Below are 16,879 nucleotides of genomic sequence, written 5' to 3'. Positions count from 1 at the left end.
TGAACGGCTAAAAAACACCCTCGTTTTTTTTCAAAAAGAAGAAACCTTCCACCACATCTTCACCCTTGTGCTTTTGCCTTTCTGCACGAGGGCTCCATTTTCTTCTTCTAGCACATCCAGAAGGTAAGACCTGAGTATTTCTTCCTGCTCAGGCGAGGATAAGGCATATTGAGGCTTAAAGTGCTCAAGAGCTTCTTCAATGTTTTCAAACCGGTTATTATGTTCAAAAGAAAAGACTTTCATATTCGGATAGATGCCCATATCGTAGAGTACGTTGTAAAGGACATCTGCCTTCGGGCCCTGCCTGTACTCACAGCCATGAAGGATAGGCCAGAGCTTTCGGGAATGAATGTCCCAAGATGTGTCGCCTGCAAACCAGTAAAGGTAAACATATCCTGAAGAGACGTCAATCATTTTCTGGATTGAAGCCCGGATATCTTTCATGCCCAGTGAATATGACGCGAATACAACATCATAAGGAGGGCAGAGGTCAGACCCTGCGTCAACAGTTTCCCAGTCTTTATAAACACAGTCGATATTCCTGGTCCCATAGGTCTCCATGTTCTGTTTCAGTATCTCCATCATTCCTTCTGCAGGCTCGACTGCTGTCACATGTGCAACCATCTCAGCAAGAGGAATTGCCAGGCTCCCCGGGCCGGCACCTATATCCAGGACTCTGGACTCAGGAGTAAGAGCCATTCCTGATAGAGTTTTTTCAACCCTGCCTTTATTTTCCTGAGTCATATCCCAGAAACGTTTTGCACTTTTTTGGCTTTTCCACATATTCGTGCAATCGGTATTCGTTTTTGTTTTACTTTGCAATTCCATTTTCTCTTTCCAGAGTTCATTCCAGTCGATTTTGAGATCCATTCTTCATCCTCGTTGGTTTTTTCCTGGTTTGACCACAGGTAATATAGAAAGTTAAATGAGTGTTAAAAAATAAGTAATTTATTAAAAAATCCTGCACATGTATGAAGAGAATCTTCTTTGAGAATTATTGTCGGACTGAACGACTGCAGAAAAATAGAGAATAAAAAATAACAAAAAGGACGATGAAGAATAGATGAAAAGTAGACGATAAAGAATGGATGAGAAGTAGACAATGAAGAATAGATGAGAAGTAGATGATGAGAGTAAATGAAAAGATGATGGAGAGAAAAAAAATTAAAGAAAAAATTAGGGCTAAAAAGCCCGGAATAAACATGTAGAAACCTGCAAATGTTTTTAGAGGGGAACTATCTTTTTCCCGTAAGCCTCGTTCAACACCTGGCCAAGAGCTGCATATATTGCGGAAAGTCCTGTGAGGATTCCTTCATAACCTGCGATCACGAGTATTGATTCACTTCCAAGGTAGTTGCCTGCAGCCAGCAAGAAGAACAGGATTGTAAGGGTAAAAAAAACAACAGAGAGAGCTTTTGATCCTTTTAACGTGCCTATGAACATGAAAAGAGTGAAAACTCCCCACATGAAAAGATATGCAGCAAATGGGAATGACTCCGTGGCCAGCCCTGCATAGCTTTCAGACTTGGGAAGCAGGACAATTCCTACCAGTGTGAGCCAGAAAAGCCCGTATGAGGTAAAAGCCGTTGCTCCGAACGTATTACCTTTCTTCCATTCCTGAATCCCTGCAATGACCTGAGCCAATCCACCATAGAAAAAGCCCATTGAAAGAATCATTGCATTCATCGGATAGAAACCTGCATTGTGTATATTTAAAAGCACAGTTGTCATTCCGAACCCCATCAAACCCAGTGGAGCGGGGTTTGCGGTTAAATCCTTGATTTTTATGTCACGAATGTCCATAACATCTTTAATGTTTTGACTCATAAAATCCAATCCTCCTTCCCGTTAACCGGAGATTTCGCCTGAACTTCCAATAAATAATACGAGGAGACACCCTCCCTTTCAGGATGTCTCTTTTTCACCTTTTGGAGAAGTATGTAATTATTAATACTTATATTTAAGGACAGTAGATAAATTTTCAATACATTATAAATATATAACATTTAATTTTATAAGAAGTCTCCAGATCACGGGAATCTATTTATTAACATGTGCGGATTTCCCTTCATATGACTCAGGCAAGAAGACCTCTTATGCTTATGATCCTTGATGGCTGGGGCTACAGGGAGGAAAAAGAAGGAAACGCTATCCTAGCAGCCAGCACTCCTCATCTTGACCGGCTGCAAAAAGAACGTCCCTCGTGCTTTTTAGAAACATCCGGAGAAGCCGTAGGACTGCCGCAGGGCCAGATGGGAAACTCTGAAGTTGGTCATCTGAACATAGGGGCAGGAAGAGTTGTTTACCAGGACCTTACAAAAATAAACGTCTCTATAAGAAACGGAGACTTTTTCGAAAACCCTGTTTTGCTGGATGCAATTTCAAATGTGAAGCTCAATAATTCGAGCCTTCACCTTATGGGACTTGTCTCTTACGGAGGCGTCCACAGTCATATGACCCACCTTTATGCCCTTATCAAACTTGCACAGGAAAAAGGGCTAAAAAAAGTATATATACATGTGTTTCTGGATGGGAGAGACGTCCCCCCGAAAGCTGCATTAGGAGACGTCAAGGAGCTTGATGCGTTTTGTAAAGAAAACCAGAGTGTAAAAATAGCGACAGTACAGGGGCGCTACTACGCAATGGACAGAGACAAACGCTGGGAAAGAACAAAACTTGCATATGATGCCCTTACTCTTGGAGTCGCGCCATACAAAACCTCTGATGCCGTAACTGCAGTTTCTGAAGCTTATGAAAGGGGAGAAACTGATGAATTTATAAAGCCCACAATAGTTACAGACTCAGAAGGAAACCCCGAGGCAGTAATACAGGATACGGATTCGATAGTTTTCCTTAACTTCAGACCCGATAGGGCGAGACAGCTTACCTGGGCTTTTGTAAAAGACGACTTTGAAGGCTTTACAAGGGAGAAACGCCCGAAAGTCCATTATGTCTGCATGGCACAGTATGATGAAACCCTGGATTTGCCCATAGCATTCCCACCTGAAGAGTTAACAGATGTTCTTGGCAAAGTGCTGAGCGACAGGGGGCTTATCCAGCTCCGCATTGCTGAAACCGAAAAATATGCCCATGTAACTTTCTTCCTCAACGGCGGGCAGGAAAAATGCTATTCGGGAGAAGACCGCTGCCTTATCCCCTCACCTAAAATATCCACCTATGACCTCAAACCTGAAATGAGTGCATATGAAGTCACGGACGAAGTAGTAAAAAGAATCCTATCAGGAAAGTACGATGTGATCATACTTAATTTTGCAAATATGGACATGGTGGGGCACACAGGAGACTTTGAAGCCGCAGTAAAGGCTGTGGAGACGGTAGATAACTGCGTGGGAAGGATTGTAGAAGCACTGAGAACGGCAGGCGGGGCAGCACTTATAACTGCAGATCACGGGAACGCCGAACAGATGGAAAACTCGCATACAGGCGAGCCGCATACGGCTCATACTTCAAACCCTGTAAAGTGCATATATACAGGAAACGGTGAAGTAAAAGCCCTTGAGAATGGGAAACTGTCCGATCTCGCTCCTACCCTTCTTGATCTTCTTGAAATCCCAAAACCTGAAAAGATGACAGGCAGATCATTGATAGTGAGAAAATAAAAGTGGAAGAATAAAATAAACAATGAATCTCATAACGAAAAAAAGAATAGTAAAAAAACAAAGCCCGGAAGAGAATCAGTGATTTTAAATTTTTATTACTCCCTTTTAGTTTTGTAAACTTACCAATCTAACCGGGGTTCTCTTTTCACAGAACACTTAGCTTTTTACGGAATCTTCTGCACCCAGTTTTAGAACCAGAAAGACTCCCCGAGCAGGATTTTTTTTAAAAGATTAAATATGAGCAATTACAATAGAAAGTAAAGATAATGAGGATATTATAAAATTTTAAAATGTCCGGGATTGACAAACACATGATCAGAATAACCACCCCTTGCAGAATTCATATGACTCTTATTGATATGAATGGAGAAATCGGAAGAGTCGATGGAGGAGCAGGACTTACCCTTTCATCTCCGAATATAGAGATTACGGCAGAAGAAGCCGAGGAAGTCAGTATTGAAGGTCTTCAGGATTTTGCCGATCGAATGGAAAAAGCTGCAAAAACCCTGCTCCCTGAAGGGAAAGGAATCAGGGTCAATGTTGAGGAAGTGTACCCGGCTCATGTGGGTTTTGGATCAGGAACTCAATCTTCCCTGGCAGTAGCGGCAGCAGTGAATGAACTCTACGGGCTTGGGAAGAGTGTCAGAGAACTCGCACTCACAGTAAAAAGAGGAGGAACTTCAGGTATAGGAGTAACTGCTTTTGAGAAAGGAGGGTTTATAGTTGACGGAGGACACAAATTTAAAGATAAGGGAGGATTTATGCCATCGGCTGCAAGCCGCGTACCTCCCGGTCCAGTTCTCTTCCGGGAGGATTTCCCTGAATGGGATATCCTGTTAGCAATTCCAAATGAGAAAGGAATGCATGACCAGGAGGAAATTGATACATTCAAAAAATTCTGCCCCCTGCCCATAGAGGAAGTAAGGGAAATTTCCCATGTAGTGCTCATGCAGATGATGCCTGCCGTAATAGAGGGAGATATTGAGAGTTTCGGAGCTGCAATAAATCATGTCCAGACTGTCGGCTTTAACAAGAGGGAGAGCCTTATCTGGCCGGATTTTGTAAAGAATATTGCTTCTTTCCTGCGCAGCCAGTGTTATGGAGCCGGAGTAAGTTCATTCGGGCCTGTGGTCTATGCTCTTGTGGACAATAAAGAAGAAGGCAGAAGGCTTCAAACAGAAGTCCAGAAAATGCTTGACGAAACCGTAGGCGGAGTCACGATGATGACCAGGGCTAAAAACAGCGGAGCAGAGATAACCAGAACCTGAATATGAAAAATCTGAAGCCCTGGTAAAAGAGTTAGGATGGATTAATTACCGGGAGAAATTACCGGGAGATACGGATTCAGGAGAATTAACATGGGCAACGTCGGGGTCGTTTTCCGGAAGCCGGTGAAAAATCTCTCCCGATTCTCCCGGTCTACGTGCACAAACGCGTTTGAAAGTTAATTAAGGCTTTGAAGCATAGTGTTACTTCACACTTACCGAGATCTCATGTCCTTCCTTAACAGAAAGCCTTGAATCTACTGCAATATTCACCCAGGCATAAAGCCTGTGCCCTAACCAGCGCACTTTTACCTCTCCTTGTCCTTTACGTCTTTTTTACCTGACTGACTACCTGGCGGATCTGATCAACAAGTAAGTATCAGTCCTGTAAAAGCCATTTTACAGCAAAGAGACCACTGTTCATGGAAAGAAGCTCAGGTCCACGGCTCCTTGTAAGTGAGAATGAGTGTATTTTTCCCTCGAATGCCCCGGTTCAGATTCTGCCAGCCTTAAACCTTCTTCGCCGCAATCCTGAAAGCCTTTCAGAACCACTGGTCAAGAGTTTGCTGTCTTGCCCCTGAAGCCGCTTTAAGGCGATCTGCGGCTTTTACCACCCTGTCTTCAGAGAAATCGTTCTCGTCACAGAGGAAATTAATGAGTTTTTCAGAGTCGGGTTTTCCCCATTTGATTTCATAGTCATCCGTAACATCAGGATGGGTAAAAAGTTCCTTTATGCTGTCCAGAGCTTCAATCTCCATACCTTTTTCCCGGATCACGGCATGAATGTTTCCGTGCTTTTTAATTAGCTTGAGGGCTGTTTTGGGACCCACTTTTTCCAATCCTTTATTATAATCCGTGCCCACACAGATTGCTATATCAATAAGCTGGTCTCTGTTGATTCCCAGGGAATCCAGGGTTTCCTCAAGCTCAATCATTTCAAGTTCAACATCAACATACACATTTTTCCCGGGGAGCTTGCGTTTGCCGGTGGCAGCCAGATTACGGACTACAGTCGGGGCTCCGAAGAGGAAAGAATCGTAGTCCTGGGAAGCAACACAGTCAGCATCTTTTTTAAGAACCATATGCGCAGCCTGCGCCTCGCCTTCACATGGAGCCTGTATCCAGGGGATGCCCATAATATCGAGGAGATATTTGGAGTCCTCAATAATGTCCTGGTCAACTTTTGAAGAAGCCTGGGCGTACTTATATGCAGCTTCAAGGTTGCCCTCTGCTTTTGCATTCTCCCACTTTTCCTTTGAAGATTCCCTGATTTCTTTCCTTCGATTCAGAGTTCCTGTTTTCATTTCAGGAGGCTTGCCGTCAAAAACGAAAACAGGCTTGATACCTGCCTCTACCAGACTGGCTGTGCGATAGAGAAGCCCTGAGAGATGAGAAGTTACTTTCCCCTGTGAATTAACCAGAGGGCTTCCATCTCTCTGGCGGATAATGCTCAAAAACTGGTGCAGGGTGTTAAATGCGTCAACTGCAACCACCCGGTTTGAAAGGTCAGAAAGTTCTATTTTTCTTTTCTGGAGCAGATCTCCTATATCCGTACCCATGTTTTCCCTCAGAATAAAACTCTATATCAAACAATGATGCATTTTTTTTGTTTATTATCATTAACCCTTTTGCTGTCAGGTGAATAATCATCTCCAGCAGGTTTATTGCGAGAATGTATTACTGAAGGTATCTCCAGTTATTTGACAATAGGCTTTATGTATACTGAAGTTTTACGCTCTACCGGACAGAAGTTTTTACCGGAAAAAGAAGTAAAAAAGGCATAAAGATAATTTGTGTCAGATCGAGGAGAAAACAATTAAAGAGAAAATAGACTTTTTAAAGCCATCAAATTTCCTCCCCGGAACTCAGGGCAAAAATCAATATTAAATTTAACAGACTGTTTCATTTTATGTAAGCCTCGTGCCTGCTTGTCAGATCCTGCGCATTCCATTAGATGTACTCCCCAGCGTACACTTTCCATAAGATGTACTCTTCTCGTAAACAGAAAGCTGTGATATAGAAAGATGTGATATAAAATTGCAGCAACCCATTTTCAGGAGTTCCAAATAAGGGCTCGACCACTGGAATTCCAGTATAAGCTATTCAGGAGAAAAAAAATTTGAAGAAATCTGCGATTTTGTCGACATATGTCGAAATCGGAAGATTTCAGGCAGTCAGATCAAGCCGGACATCAATTACAGAGTCTTCGTTTGCCTCTATTTTGGATATTGTCAGCAGATTCCCTTTCCTTTCCAGAAGAGTAGCCTTCGTAACCTGGACCTGGTGACCATCGATCTGTTTTTTACTGTTGTTTTTGTGGATAACCAGAAGCTTCTGGCCCATTTCCGCTCCTTCTCCTATTTTGGAGACGATATTCCGTATGACCTGCTCAAAATCAGAATAAATCAAAATCTCCGACTTATTTGCAACCTTTTTGATAATACCAATCGGTTCAAGATTGAGGTGCATATTAGCTTTCCTTCTTTACCTGCTTACACAAGTAATTCAATATACTAACTCTGGGTAATAATACCTTACGATTCTCAATATCAATATGAATATATTTATAAATATCTGGGATACAGATATTCCCCTCTAATACAGAACATCCGATATATAAATATTGCTAAACCATGGGGCTTGCCCCCGAAAAGAACATGAGAGTATTAATGATTAGGAAGATTTCTGTAACATAAATTGTTAAATATAGAATTGAAAATAATAACAATTTCAATTCAGTAAAAGTGAGGATTAAAGTCTCTTCAATAAAACATGTATATGAACTTTTCCTTTTAATTTATTCCGTGAATGTAAAAATTTGTTCCCGGGAAAAAATAATTCAATATATTGTACTGATTGCATGATTTCAAAATAATTTTAGAGATTAAAACATTCAAAAGTCAGTCAAAAAAAATCGTTGATTAACGAAAAAGAAACTGAAAAGTGGTTATGATGAAAAAGAAAGATAGAAAAAACTACATCATGAGAAAATGAAATGGAAAAGAAGAAAAAAAGAATTAAGTACAGTGAAAAATAGAAGAAGAAAAATTAAATAAAGTGGAGAGATAGGAAAAAGGAAATCAAATAAAGTGAAAAGATAGGAAAAAGGAAATCAAATAAAGTGAAAAGATAGAAATAGAGGAAAATTAAAGTCAAAATATAGAAACAAGGATAAGGTGAAGTCAAAAGATAGAAACGGAAATCATACAAGGTTAAAAGATGTAAATTGAAGCCATATATGGTTAAAGGATATAAACGAGAGTCAGATAAGATTAAAAGATAGAAACTAAAGTCAGGAAAGGTTAAAAGAGAGAAACAAAAGTAAGATGAAGTTAAAGATAAAAAAGTCAGGCAAAGTCAAAAGAAAAAAAGGTTACGGATAAAAAGAAGACCGACAGTAATCAACTTTGCGGAGAAAAAATAAGATTTAGCAGAAATTAATGATATTTTCTGCGGTTAAATTCATACACTGCATTGTCAACTTTGCTTGAGAGTTCATTCATCCTTTCTTCAATTTTTGTGTCCGATGTTTCCATATTAACCCTGAGGGCGCGGTCTCTTGCTTCAATTTTATCTTCAAAATCCTGAAGTTTATTGTTAATGGAAATGAGCATGAGAGATAATGTTCCGGTCAGGACCATGATAGATATGATAATTAAAGGGTCAATAAAAGGGTTTTCGGGCTTGTACGTAAACCTTCTGAGCCACTCAAAGGATAGAAGGAAAGATGACAGAACCATCACAATAAGGAATACTGTGTCTCTTGTCTCCATTATATACCTCTGATGTACTTATGGAAATTTTCTTTATAAAATCACAATTTTAATAAGTCGTATTTTTATAAATCACAGTTTTTGCATCAAAAACAAATTTCCAGATGGCGGAATGGAAATTATTAGGTGAAGATAATCCCATAAAGTATTTACTGTTTTTCAATTTTTAATATACTTCTATATTAACTATTTTTTATTTCGGTTTATTTTTTATACAGTGATTCTATTTAACGATTTGCATAAATTATTTATTTATCCCCTGTCTCGAATTTGTTTTTTTCGTAATACGAAAAAACCAGGCAATATATAAAAAAGAGTTACCGGGAAGATAATGAAATAAACTAACACAATCCAGAAATTTTGATAAAACAAAAATTCAAGAGAATATACCAGATTGCAAATCGATTACACAAAAGGTACAGATAAGATAAGTAATTGGGGCAACAGACAGTATATCAGACAGTATATAATAGAGAGGATAAAAATTGAAGATAGAGGATAGAGTAAATATATAAAGGAATAGAAAAAGCATACTGTCAAGAAATAAGGAGTTTAATAATTGAGTTCCAGCGAAAATTCACTCAAAGATTATTTACCAATCCTCTCCATGGCAGGACTAATATTAATAGTACAGATTCTTTCCCTGCTCCTGTCCACGCCAATGGAAACGAATGAAATGCAGGCTTTTGAAGATCCCACGCAGGTTTCCAACTCAATATATTATATCGTAATGATCCTGACTTTTACGCTTTTTGTTCTGATAGCTATAAAGAAAAACATGAAATGGGTCATCAGCTTACTGATATATCTCGCTATATTAAGCACTCTATACTATGTATTTTTCGCACTTTTAACCCTGATTCCTTCACTCGCAGGCCTTGAAAATATAATTTCAATCCTGCTGTCTACCGGATTAACATTACTGCTCTACAAATACCCGGAATGGTATGTAATCGATATCCTGGGAGTCTGCATAGCAGCTGGAGTCAGTGCCCTGATAGGGATTTCCCTTTCCGTTATCCCGGTAGTAGTCCTTCTGATACTTCTTGCGGTCTATGATGCTATCTCGGTGTACAAAACAAAACACATGATAACTATGGCTGAGGGTGTGATGGACCTTAAACTCCCCATTCTATTCATAATTCCAAAACATCGGGACTATTCATTTATTAAAGAGAGTTTTAAAGAAGGAGAAACTCGTGAAGCTTTTTTCATGGGGCTTGGTGACGCGGTCATGCCCAGTTTGCTTGTAGTTTCCGCAAATGTATTCATTGAAAACGGAGGCATCTCATATCCGGTACTCGGGGCAATGCTGGGGACTCTTGCAGGGCATGTGATCCTGTCTATCCTGGTGATGAGAGGAAAACCCCAGGCAGGGCTCCCCTTCCTGAATTCCGGAGCAATTCTGGGCTTTTTTGCAGGGGTTTTGCTTTCGGGAGCATCAATTCTGTGAAGAAAGAAAAAGGAAGGTTTAACTTTACTACTTCATTTATTTTTATAAAATTCCTTTTTCCGCCTGTTTTTTTCTGTTTTCACAAAGATTTTTTTATTTTATAGAATAATCATTTGACATGGCCAGACGAATTGCAGTGGTCTTTGACAGTGCCGGAACTCTTCTACATATGTACAGAGTTGCAAAAGAATCCAGCACAGGCAACCTTCTCGAAAATATAGAGAGCACTGCCATTGTTGCGAAAAAAAACGGTTGCGGCCTGGTAGCTCTTAATACGGAGAAAGAGATAATCCTGCGTTCAAAAAGAGAGATGACTTTATTTGAATTTATAAGGGACTACAGGATTTCAATAGGCATAAGCTGTTCAAAAGGGCTGTTTACCTCGGATATTGCCTGTGAGATCATAAAAAGCTCTTCCCTCTTTATGGGAGATGTTCACGATGTGCTCGAAGCGGTTACAGCCCGCTGCCCTGACAGCATTTATCTTGCGGCAGGACTGATAGTGGACTCTGAGGCAAGAAAAATACCTTATGTACTCAGCACAGGAGGGCAAGTATTCAGCAAGACCTTGCAGACAGTCCAGATACTCAAGACCATGGAAGTGGATACATATATAGCATCAGGGGATAGAATGTCTGCACTGGCGCAACTTGCAGAGTTAATAAATATCCCTGTAGAAAGAGTCTTTGCCTTTGCAGACCCCTTTATAAAGGAGAAAGTTGTGCTTGAACTTAAAAGCAGGTATGAGAAAGTAGTTATGGTAGGCGATGGAATTAACGATATCCTGGCTCTCAGGGCAGCAGACGTGGGAATAATGACAGTCCAGCAGGGAGACAAAAGACCTGAAGAACTCAGAAAAGCAGCAGATGTGGTGCTCGACGACATCATAAAAGTTGTGGATGTGGTAAAAGGATTATAAGGAGCAAAAATCCGGCAATTTTGCCAGCTGATGCTGGTTATCAATGTTCACAGTGACAAAATAATGCGTTATGTTTATGTAATGTTTATTCTTATCTACTTGTTGCCCATATGTGTGAAATTTATTGGTCATGTTAGTGCAAAATTCCACTTTGAGATAATTACTTTTCACTCTTGAGCGATACGCCCAGGCAGGCGGGAGAAAGCCACCAGATTCATATGCAGCTCATTATTGCGGAGGAAAATTCATGCCAGTATTTATTGAAGTTAAAAACCTAACTGTAGACTTCGACGGTCTCAAAGCTCTGAAAAACGTAAATTTAAAGATCAACGAAGGGGAAGTCGTTGGAATTCTGGGAAAAAGCGGATCCGGAAAAACAATCCTGATGCATGTGTTGCGCGGGACAGAATCATTTGAAAACATCTCAGGCGAAGTAATATATCATCTGGCCCGCTGTGAAAAATGTGGATATATAGAACGTCCAAGCAGAGTAGGACAGAAATGCCCGGTCTGTGGCGAGACTCTTGAGTCATTTAAAGCCGATTTCATAAAACTTTCTCTTTATGATCCGGTGAGAAAGGATATCACCAAACGTATTGCAATCATGCTCCAGAGAACCTTTGCCCTTTATGGTGATGAAAGAGTTCTTGTAAATGTCATAAACTCCCTTAATGAAATCGGGTATAAGGGAGATGACGCCATGAAAAAGGCAGTTGAACTCCTTGAAGAAGTAAACTTAAGCCACCGCATGATGCATGTTGCAAGGGAGCTGTCGGGAGGAGAAAAACAGAGGGTTGTACTTGCAAGGCAGCTCGTAAGGAACCCCCTGCTGCTGTTAGCAGACGAACCCACAGGGACTCTTGACCCCATGACGGCAAAACTGGTTCATGAAGCTATTATAAAAGCTGTCAAGAACTACGATATGAGCATGGTGCTCACCTCACACTGGCCCGAGGTAATAGAGAAACTGGCAGATAAGGCAATCCTGCTTGAAAATGGGGAAGTCGTTCAGGAAGGAAACCCGCTTGAGGTTTCTGCAGTCTTTATGCAAAGTGCATCCATGGTCAGGCAGGACAGGAATGTCCTGGTAGGGGAGCCTATTATCCGCGTAAGGAACCTGTCAAAACGTTATATTTCAGTTGACAGGGGCGTTGTAAGGGCTGTTGACAATATATCTTTTGAAGTGAAGGAAGGAGAAATATTCGGACTTGTCGGAGTAAGCGGGGCAGGCAAGACCACGACCTCAAAAATCCTTATGGGGATTTTACCGCCAACCTCAGGAGAAGTCGAAGTCCGCATCGGAGACGAATGGGTGGACATGACAAAACTGGGAGTTGATAATAAAGGCAGGGCAACGAAATACATGGGATTCCTGCACCAGGAATATGGGCTTTACACCCACAGTTCCGTAATAGACAACCTTACAGAATCCATCAGCCTTGACCTCCCATTTGAACTGGGGGTAAGAAAAGCCGTAATAACTCTTAAAGCCGCAGGGTTTGAAGAAGACAAGGCAAAAAGTATTTTACCCAAAATGACCGATGAAATGAGTGAAGGGGAGCGGCATAGGATTGCACTTGCGCAGGTTCTGATCAAGGAGCCAAGAATCGTCATTATGGACGAGCCAACCGGGACAATGGACCCAATTACAAAAGTTGCGGTGACAAATTCGATTCTTAAAGCCAGAGAAGAAATCGGAGAAACGTTTGTTATTGTCTCGCACGATATGGACTTTGTAAATGAGATCTGCGACCGCGTCGCACTTATGCGCGATGGGAAGATAGTGGATATAGGTCAGCCAAAGAACGTACTTTCCCAGCTTACAGAAGAAGAAAAGATCAAAGCTGCAGAAGAAATATAAATATGCTGCCACCTCTTAGTATGGAAAAATACTAAAATGAGGTGCCGATTACGAGTAATGAGATCAGCGTAGAGGTGAACGGGCAGGTTTACACTTTGCCCGCAGGCTCTACCCTTGGAGACGCCCTTAAAGTTTCCAGAGCCCCCTACATAGCCGGTGCAGCGATTGGGATTCTCAAAAAAGCCGCTGAAAAGAGAACGGAGAAAATCACCGAATACGCTATCAATACGCCCAAAGGGGAGCTGAGGATAGAAATCAAAGACCCCGAGTCAACCTCAGGAAAATTATGGGCCGAACATTATAAAGAATACGAAGGAAAGGACATCCACTGGGAAAGCCCTGAAGCTCTGGCTTTCGGACCTTTTGAAGCCGATATAAAACCTTCGCGTGAAACAGGAAACTTTGAAGCTTTTGATGTCCTTTTCGGAGCTGGAGGGTTTGATCCGCACAATACTCATCTGATCCTGTCAAGGAAAAGACATTCAGCCGAGTATGGGTCTCCTGATGATGGTGTTTTTGCAAGCATTGTAACCGGGAGAAAAATAATTTCCAAGATTTCCAAAGAAGATTCTATCCTGAGCATAGAGCCTGTTATAGAATGGGAACGGATTACAGAGAAAACATGCACTACCGACCTCTCGACCCCTCTCGAAGACGAGGACAGTGTATATACTTATTTTGAGGTTGAGCTTTCCAGAAATGCTCCTGTGGGGGCAGAGCATTTCTATGCCCTGACCCGTGAAGGGACACTTAAAGTAGATGCGGTTACCAGCTCGTTTATTTCTGACGACAGTCTCAGGGAAGTGCCTGCTCCTTATGAAAATTTTGAGCAGAGAAGAGAAGGTGCCATTTCGGTAAGGACAGTTGGATACGGGACAGGTAGAATATATATTTCAAGAGAAGAACGCCCTTCAAGCCTTGTGCATTCTGTCGTGGGACAGGTAACAAAAGGGCTCGAACTCATAAAACTTGCAGAAAAGGGGCAAAAACTGTCAGTAGAAAGTCTTCCTCCCCAGATCGTCCTTCTAGGGCACAGCTTTGAAGAGGTGGAGCCTTTACTTTCCTCTATTGGAGTTGAACTGATAAAAGAAGGCTACGCCGGAGAAAATTCGGTGATTGTCAGGCAGGAACCCCCAACTACCCTGGAAATTCTCGGAGAGGCTAAAGTAAAGGCATATGCCGTAGCCAGGACAAAACTCATCGAGGTTGAACTTTATACGGAGATAGCTCCAAAATCTATTGACTTTTTCCGCCACGCTCTTGATCTTAAAACCAAAACCGTCGGAAAACTTCCCGTTCATATGATATACGAGACCACTTACCTTTTTAAAACGGAAAAGGAAATGGTGAAATATAAGGAAATCCTCCCTGAAAACACGCCTGAGAAGAAAGTACTGGCTGGGGAAATAGGAATCACAAACCAGGCAGCAAAGAGAATGGGTACAATAGGAGTCAGACTTATAGATGACGATCTTTTCGGCCCCACAGGAGAGAAATTCTCTTCCACAAACATTATCGGCAGAATTGTCGAGCCTGACAGACTCAAAGGCATCAAAGAAGGAGATGCCATATACATAACCGAAGTTGCACGCAAAGAAAATGGTGGCCAGAAAAATTGAGAACAGGGATAAGAATAATTAGTGAAGTATAAAAATAGCCGCATAAATTGATAAGTAATGCAACAATAAAATAATACATAAGCGAAATAAATACCCGATGCTTGAGTGGATTCACATATTTTGATTTTTTTTCAGGTGAAGTCTCCCGAAGCTAAGGAGAGACAGAAAATGACAGAGATAAAAAAGGAAGAGATTACGAAAGTTATTGTAATCAGTTCGGATAAAGTGCTGCCTTCAGACGCAGCCATGAAGATTTACGAATCAGAGTTTCCGGTTACTGTAAAGGAAACCTGCTTTGGATTGATTGTAACAGGTCCTAAAGAAGATGTTTTATCAGTGGCCGAAAAGATCCGGGAACTGGATAAAAACCATATTTTTATAAAAGATAGGGGATTTCCTGCTGGCGACGAGAGACGCTGCCGGGCAAGCCGGGGGGGAGGTCCGAGACCTGGATTCCATTTCCTGAGAGAAGAAGTTGAGATGCTCCCTGCCATAGGGGCTGCACTCGATGACCTGGAAGCAAAAGGATGTGTAAAAGAGAAGCCAGAGGAGAAACGCAGACTTAAAGTTTCGGAGCTTGAAAAAGTTATTGAAGCGGAACTTTCGAGGTGAATTTTTTGGTAAAGGTTTTCATTTACCCTATAAACAGTCTTATTCTTGCTGATCTTGTTGAACGTTTCGGGCACAGGCCCCTTAGCATGATGAACCAGATACGAGAAAAAGTTACAAACATCGGCCTGGACTCTCCCCCTATTAATATCACTTCCGAAGACCCTAAACTTGGTCTTAAATATGCTGCAATTGAAGTGCCTGCCGGAGTAAGAGGAAGGATGTCACTTATAGGTCCACTGATAGAAGAGACCGAAGCTGCAATTATAGTTGAAAATCCTCCTGCTAATTTTGGCTGTGTGGGCTGTAACCGTACAAATGAGTTAATGAAATATCTGGTCCGCTCAAAAAATGTCCCCATACTTGAAGTAAAGTATCCTGAATCCAGTGAAGAAGCCCGGGATTTTGTAAGCCAGATCGCAGAATTCCTGGAATCATTGCCTAAAGAAAATTCTGAAGAAAGTAATAAGGCAGACAAAGAAAAAACAGCTGAAGAGGAGGACAGTAAATGAGCACTGAAGAATCCGGACTTGTCAAGATTGCCCTGGTGTCCTGCGGCTCCGAATATGCGGGAGTCCAGCCTGAATTTGATGAAGCTGCAGCCAAAGTGAAAGCAAAATTTATTTTTCCTGAAGTTGACGTTGCATCCATAGACACCATAGGCAGGGATTTCGGGCTTGAAGTTGCAAGCGGAGACCTGAGGCTTATGATGGCTCGGGCAAAAGCTGTCGTTGAAGGGACAACCAATGCCGATGGAGTCTTTATCACTACCTGCTTTCGCTGTGCAGAAGGAGCTATCGTACGGAACGAGGTCAGAAGGTACATCCATAGACACTCGAATATTCCGGTTATTAGCTACTCTTTTACCGAGAGCACCACTGCAGGTACTCTGCTCACCCGACTGGAAGCCCTTACTACAATTGTCAGACGCAGGCACCTCCTTACAAGGGAAGTTCAGCACGGGCTTACTGCCGGGATAGACTCAGGGTCAACAACTACAAAAGCAGTGGTAATGAAGGACAATAAAATAATAGGCAAAGGGTGGGTGCCGACAACAAAAGTCATTGAGAGCGCTGAAGAAGCATACTCTATTGCCCTGAAAGAAGCCGGAGTTTCCAGGGAAGAAGTCCAGGCTATGGGAACGACAGGATACGGACGCTTCCTTATAGGAAACCATTTTAACGCTCAGCTTATCCAGGAAGAGATAACCGTCAATTCAAAGGGAGCGGTCTATCTCGCAGACAGGCAGAAGGGGCCTGCAACAGTTATTGACATAGGCGGGATGGACAACAAGGCGATCTCGGTTGAAGATGGAATTCCGGGAATGTTTACAATGGGCGGGATCTGCGCCGGAGCTTCAGGACGTTTCTTTGAAATGATTTCAAAAAGACTTGGTGTGGATATCACCGAACTTGGAGCTCTTGCAGTTAAAGGTATGCATGAAAATGTATCCATGAACAGCTACTGCATAGTTTTCGGGATTCAGTCCCTTGTAAATTCCCTTGCCAAAGGGTCCACCCCTGAAGATGTAGCCGCTGCTGCATGTTATAGTGTGGTAGAGCAGATTTATGAGCAGCAGCTTCAGGAAGTTGACGTAAAAGAACCCCTGATTCTCGTAGGCGGCTCTTCCCTGATCGAAGGGGTTCCAAAAGCCCTTGGAAAGCTTCTCAAGATCGATGTCCTTGTTCCTGAAAACTCCCACCTGATAGGGGCAGTAGGAGCAGCACTTCTTGCTTCCGGCTTCGTGGAGGAGTGAGATC

14 protein-coding genes are annotated in these 16,879 nt (G+C 41.9%); 9 read left to right on the top strand and 5 right to left on the bottom strand.

Annotated features, from left to right (window positions below; all coding sequences use genetic code 11):
* Positions 1-30: 30 nt before the first annotated feature.
* Positions 31-870 carry a class I SAM-dependent methyltransferase gene (locus MSMAS_RS02130; RefSeq protein ID WP_011032852.1) on the bottom strand — a complete coding sequence of 280 codons (840 nt, stop codon included), beginning with the start codon at positions 868-870 and terminating at the stop codon, positions 31-33.
* Between the two features lie 354 nt (positions 871-1,224).
* Positions 1,225-1,827, bottom strand: a complete 603-nt coding sequence (locus MSMAS_RS02125; RefSeq protein ID WP_011032853.1) for an acetate uptake transporter — start codon at positions 1,825-1,827, stop codon at positions 1,225-1,227.
* Positions 1,828-2,072: 245 nt separating this feature from the next.
* On the opposite strand from MSMAS_RS02125, the gene gpmI reads away from it, so the two are divergent.
* Both gpmI and MSMAS_RS02110 read left to right on the top strand, forming a co-directional pair.
* The gene (gene gpmI / locus MSMAS_RS02115; RefSeq protein ID WP_048039360.1) at positions 2,073-3,620 is read left to right on the top strand and encodes a 2,3-bisphosphoglycerate-independent phosphoglycerate mutase; all 1,548 of its coding nucleotides are present in this window, start codon (positions 2,073-2,075) and stop codon (positions 3,618-3,620) included.
* Positions 3,621-3,931: 311 nt separating this feature from the next.
* Positions 3,932-4,888: a beta-ribofuranosylaminobenzene 5'-phosphate synthase gene (locus tag MSMAS_RS02110; RefSeq protein ID WP_011032855.1), complete on the top strand. Its 957-nt coding sequence runs from the start codon at positions 3,932-3,934 to the stop codon at positions 4,886-4,888.
* A gap of 539 nt (positions 4,889-5,427) precedes the next feature.
* Here MSMAS_RS02110 and fen read toward each other — a convergent pair.
* From fen to MSMAS_RS02095, 3 genes are all read right to left on the bottom strand, one after another.
* Positions 5,428-6,444 (bottom strand): flap endonuclease-1, encoded by a 1,017-nt coding sequence (gene fen / locus MSMAS_RS02105; protein WP_011032856.1) that lies wholly within the window; start codon positions 6,442-6,444, stop codon positions 5,428-5,430.
* Positions 6,445-7,051: 607 nt separating this feature from the next.
* The gene (locus MSMAS_RS02100) at positions 7,052-7,354 is read right to left on the bottom strand and encodes a hypothetical protein (RefSeq protein ID WP_011032857.1); all 303 of its coding nucleotides are present in this window, start codon (positions 7,352-7,354) and stop codon (positions 7,052-7,054) included.
* Between the two features lie 968 nt (positions 7,355-8,322).
* On the bottom strand, positions 8,323-8,658 hold the full coding sequence (locus tag MSMAS_RS02095) for a hypothetical protein (protein ID WP_011032858.1): 336 nt from the start codon (positions 8,656-8,658) through the stop codon (positions 8,323-8,325).
* Positions 8,659-9,217: 559 nt separating this feature from the next.
* Between MSMAS_RS02095 and MSMAS_RS02090 the strand changes: the two genes are divergently transcribed.
* The 7 genes from MSMAS_RS02090 (at position 9,218) to MSMAS_RS02060 (ending at position 16,875) form a co-directional block, all read left to right on the top strand.
* Positions 9,218-10,111 (top strand): presenilin family intramembrane aspartyl protease PSH, encoded by an 894-nt coding sequence (locus tag MSMAS_RS02090; RefSeq protein ID WP_011032859.1) that lies wholly within the window; start codon positions 9,218-9,220, stop codon positions 10,109-10,111.
* Positions 10,112-10,229: 118 nt separating this feature from the next.
* Positions 10,230-11,030 carry an HAD family hydrolase gene (locus MSMAS_RS02085; protein WP_011032860.1) on the top strand — a complete coding sequence of 267 codons (801 nt, stop codon included), beginning with the start codon at positions 10,230-10,232 and terminating at the stop codon, positions 11,028-11,030.
* A gap of 247 nt (positions 11,031-11,277) precedes the next feature.
* Positions 11,278-12,891, top strand: a complete 1,614-nt coding sequence (gene atwA / locus MSMAS_RS02080; RefSeq protein ID WP_011032861.1) for a methyl coenzyme M reductase system, component A2 — start codon at positions 11,278-11,280, stop codon at positions 12,889-12,891.
* Between the two features lie 41 nt (positions 12,892-12,932).
* Entirely contained in the window at positions 12,933-14,510 is a 1,578-nt protein-coding gene (gene mmp3 / locus MSMAS_RS02075; RefSeq protein WP_011032862.1) for a methyl-coenzyme M reductase-associated protein Mmp3, read from the top strand.
* A gap of 168 nt (positions 14,511-14,678) precedes the next feature.
* Complete coding sequence (locus MSMAS_RS02070; protein ID WP_011032863.1) at positions 14,679-15,122, top strand: methanogenesis marker 6 protein; 444 nt, start codon at positions 14,679-14,681, stop codon at positions 15,120-15,122.
* Positions 15,123-15,127: 5 nt separating this feature from the next.
* The gene (locus MSMAS_RS02065) at positions 15,128-15,631 is read left to right on the top strand and encodes a methanogenesis marker 5 protein (protein ID WP_015411441.1); all 504 of its coding nucleotides are present in this window, start codon (positions 15,128-15,130) and stop codon (positions 15,629-15,631) included.
* On the top strand, positions 15,628-16,875 hold the full coding sequence (locus MSMAS_RS02060; RefSeq protein WP_011032865.1) for a methanogenesis marker 15 protein: 1,248 nt from the start codon (positions 15,628-15,630) through the stop codon (positions 16,873-16,875). Before MSMAS_RS02065 ends, MSMAS_RS02060 begins: the two co-directional genes overlap by 4 nt.
* Positions 16,876-16,879: the final 4 nt, after the last annotated feature.

Origin of the sequence: Methanosarcina mazei S-6 (genome assembly GCF_000970205.1) — an archaeon.
Taxonomy (GTDB): Archaea; Halobacteriota; Methanosarcinia; order Methanosarcinales; family Methanosarcinaceae; genus Methanosarcina; species Methanosarcina mazei.
This window is presented reverse-complemented; position numbering and strand designations above follow the sequence as displayed.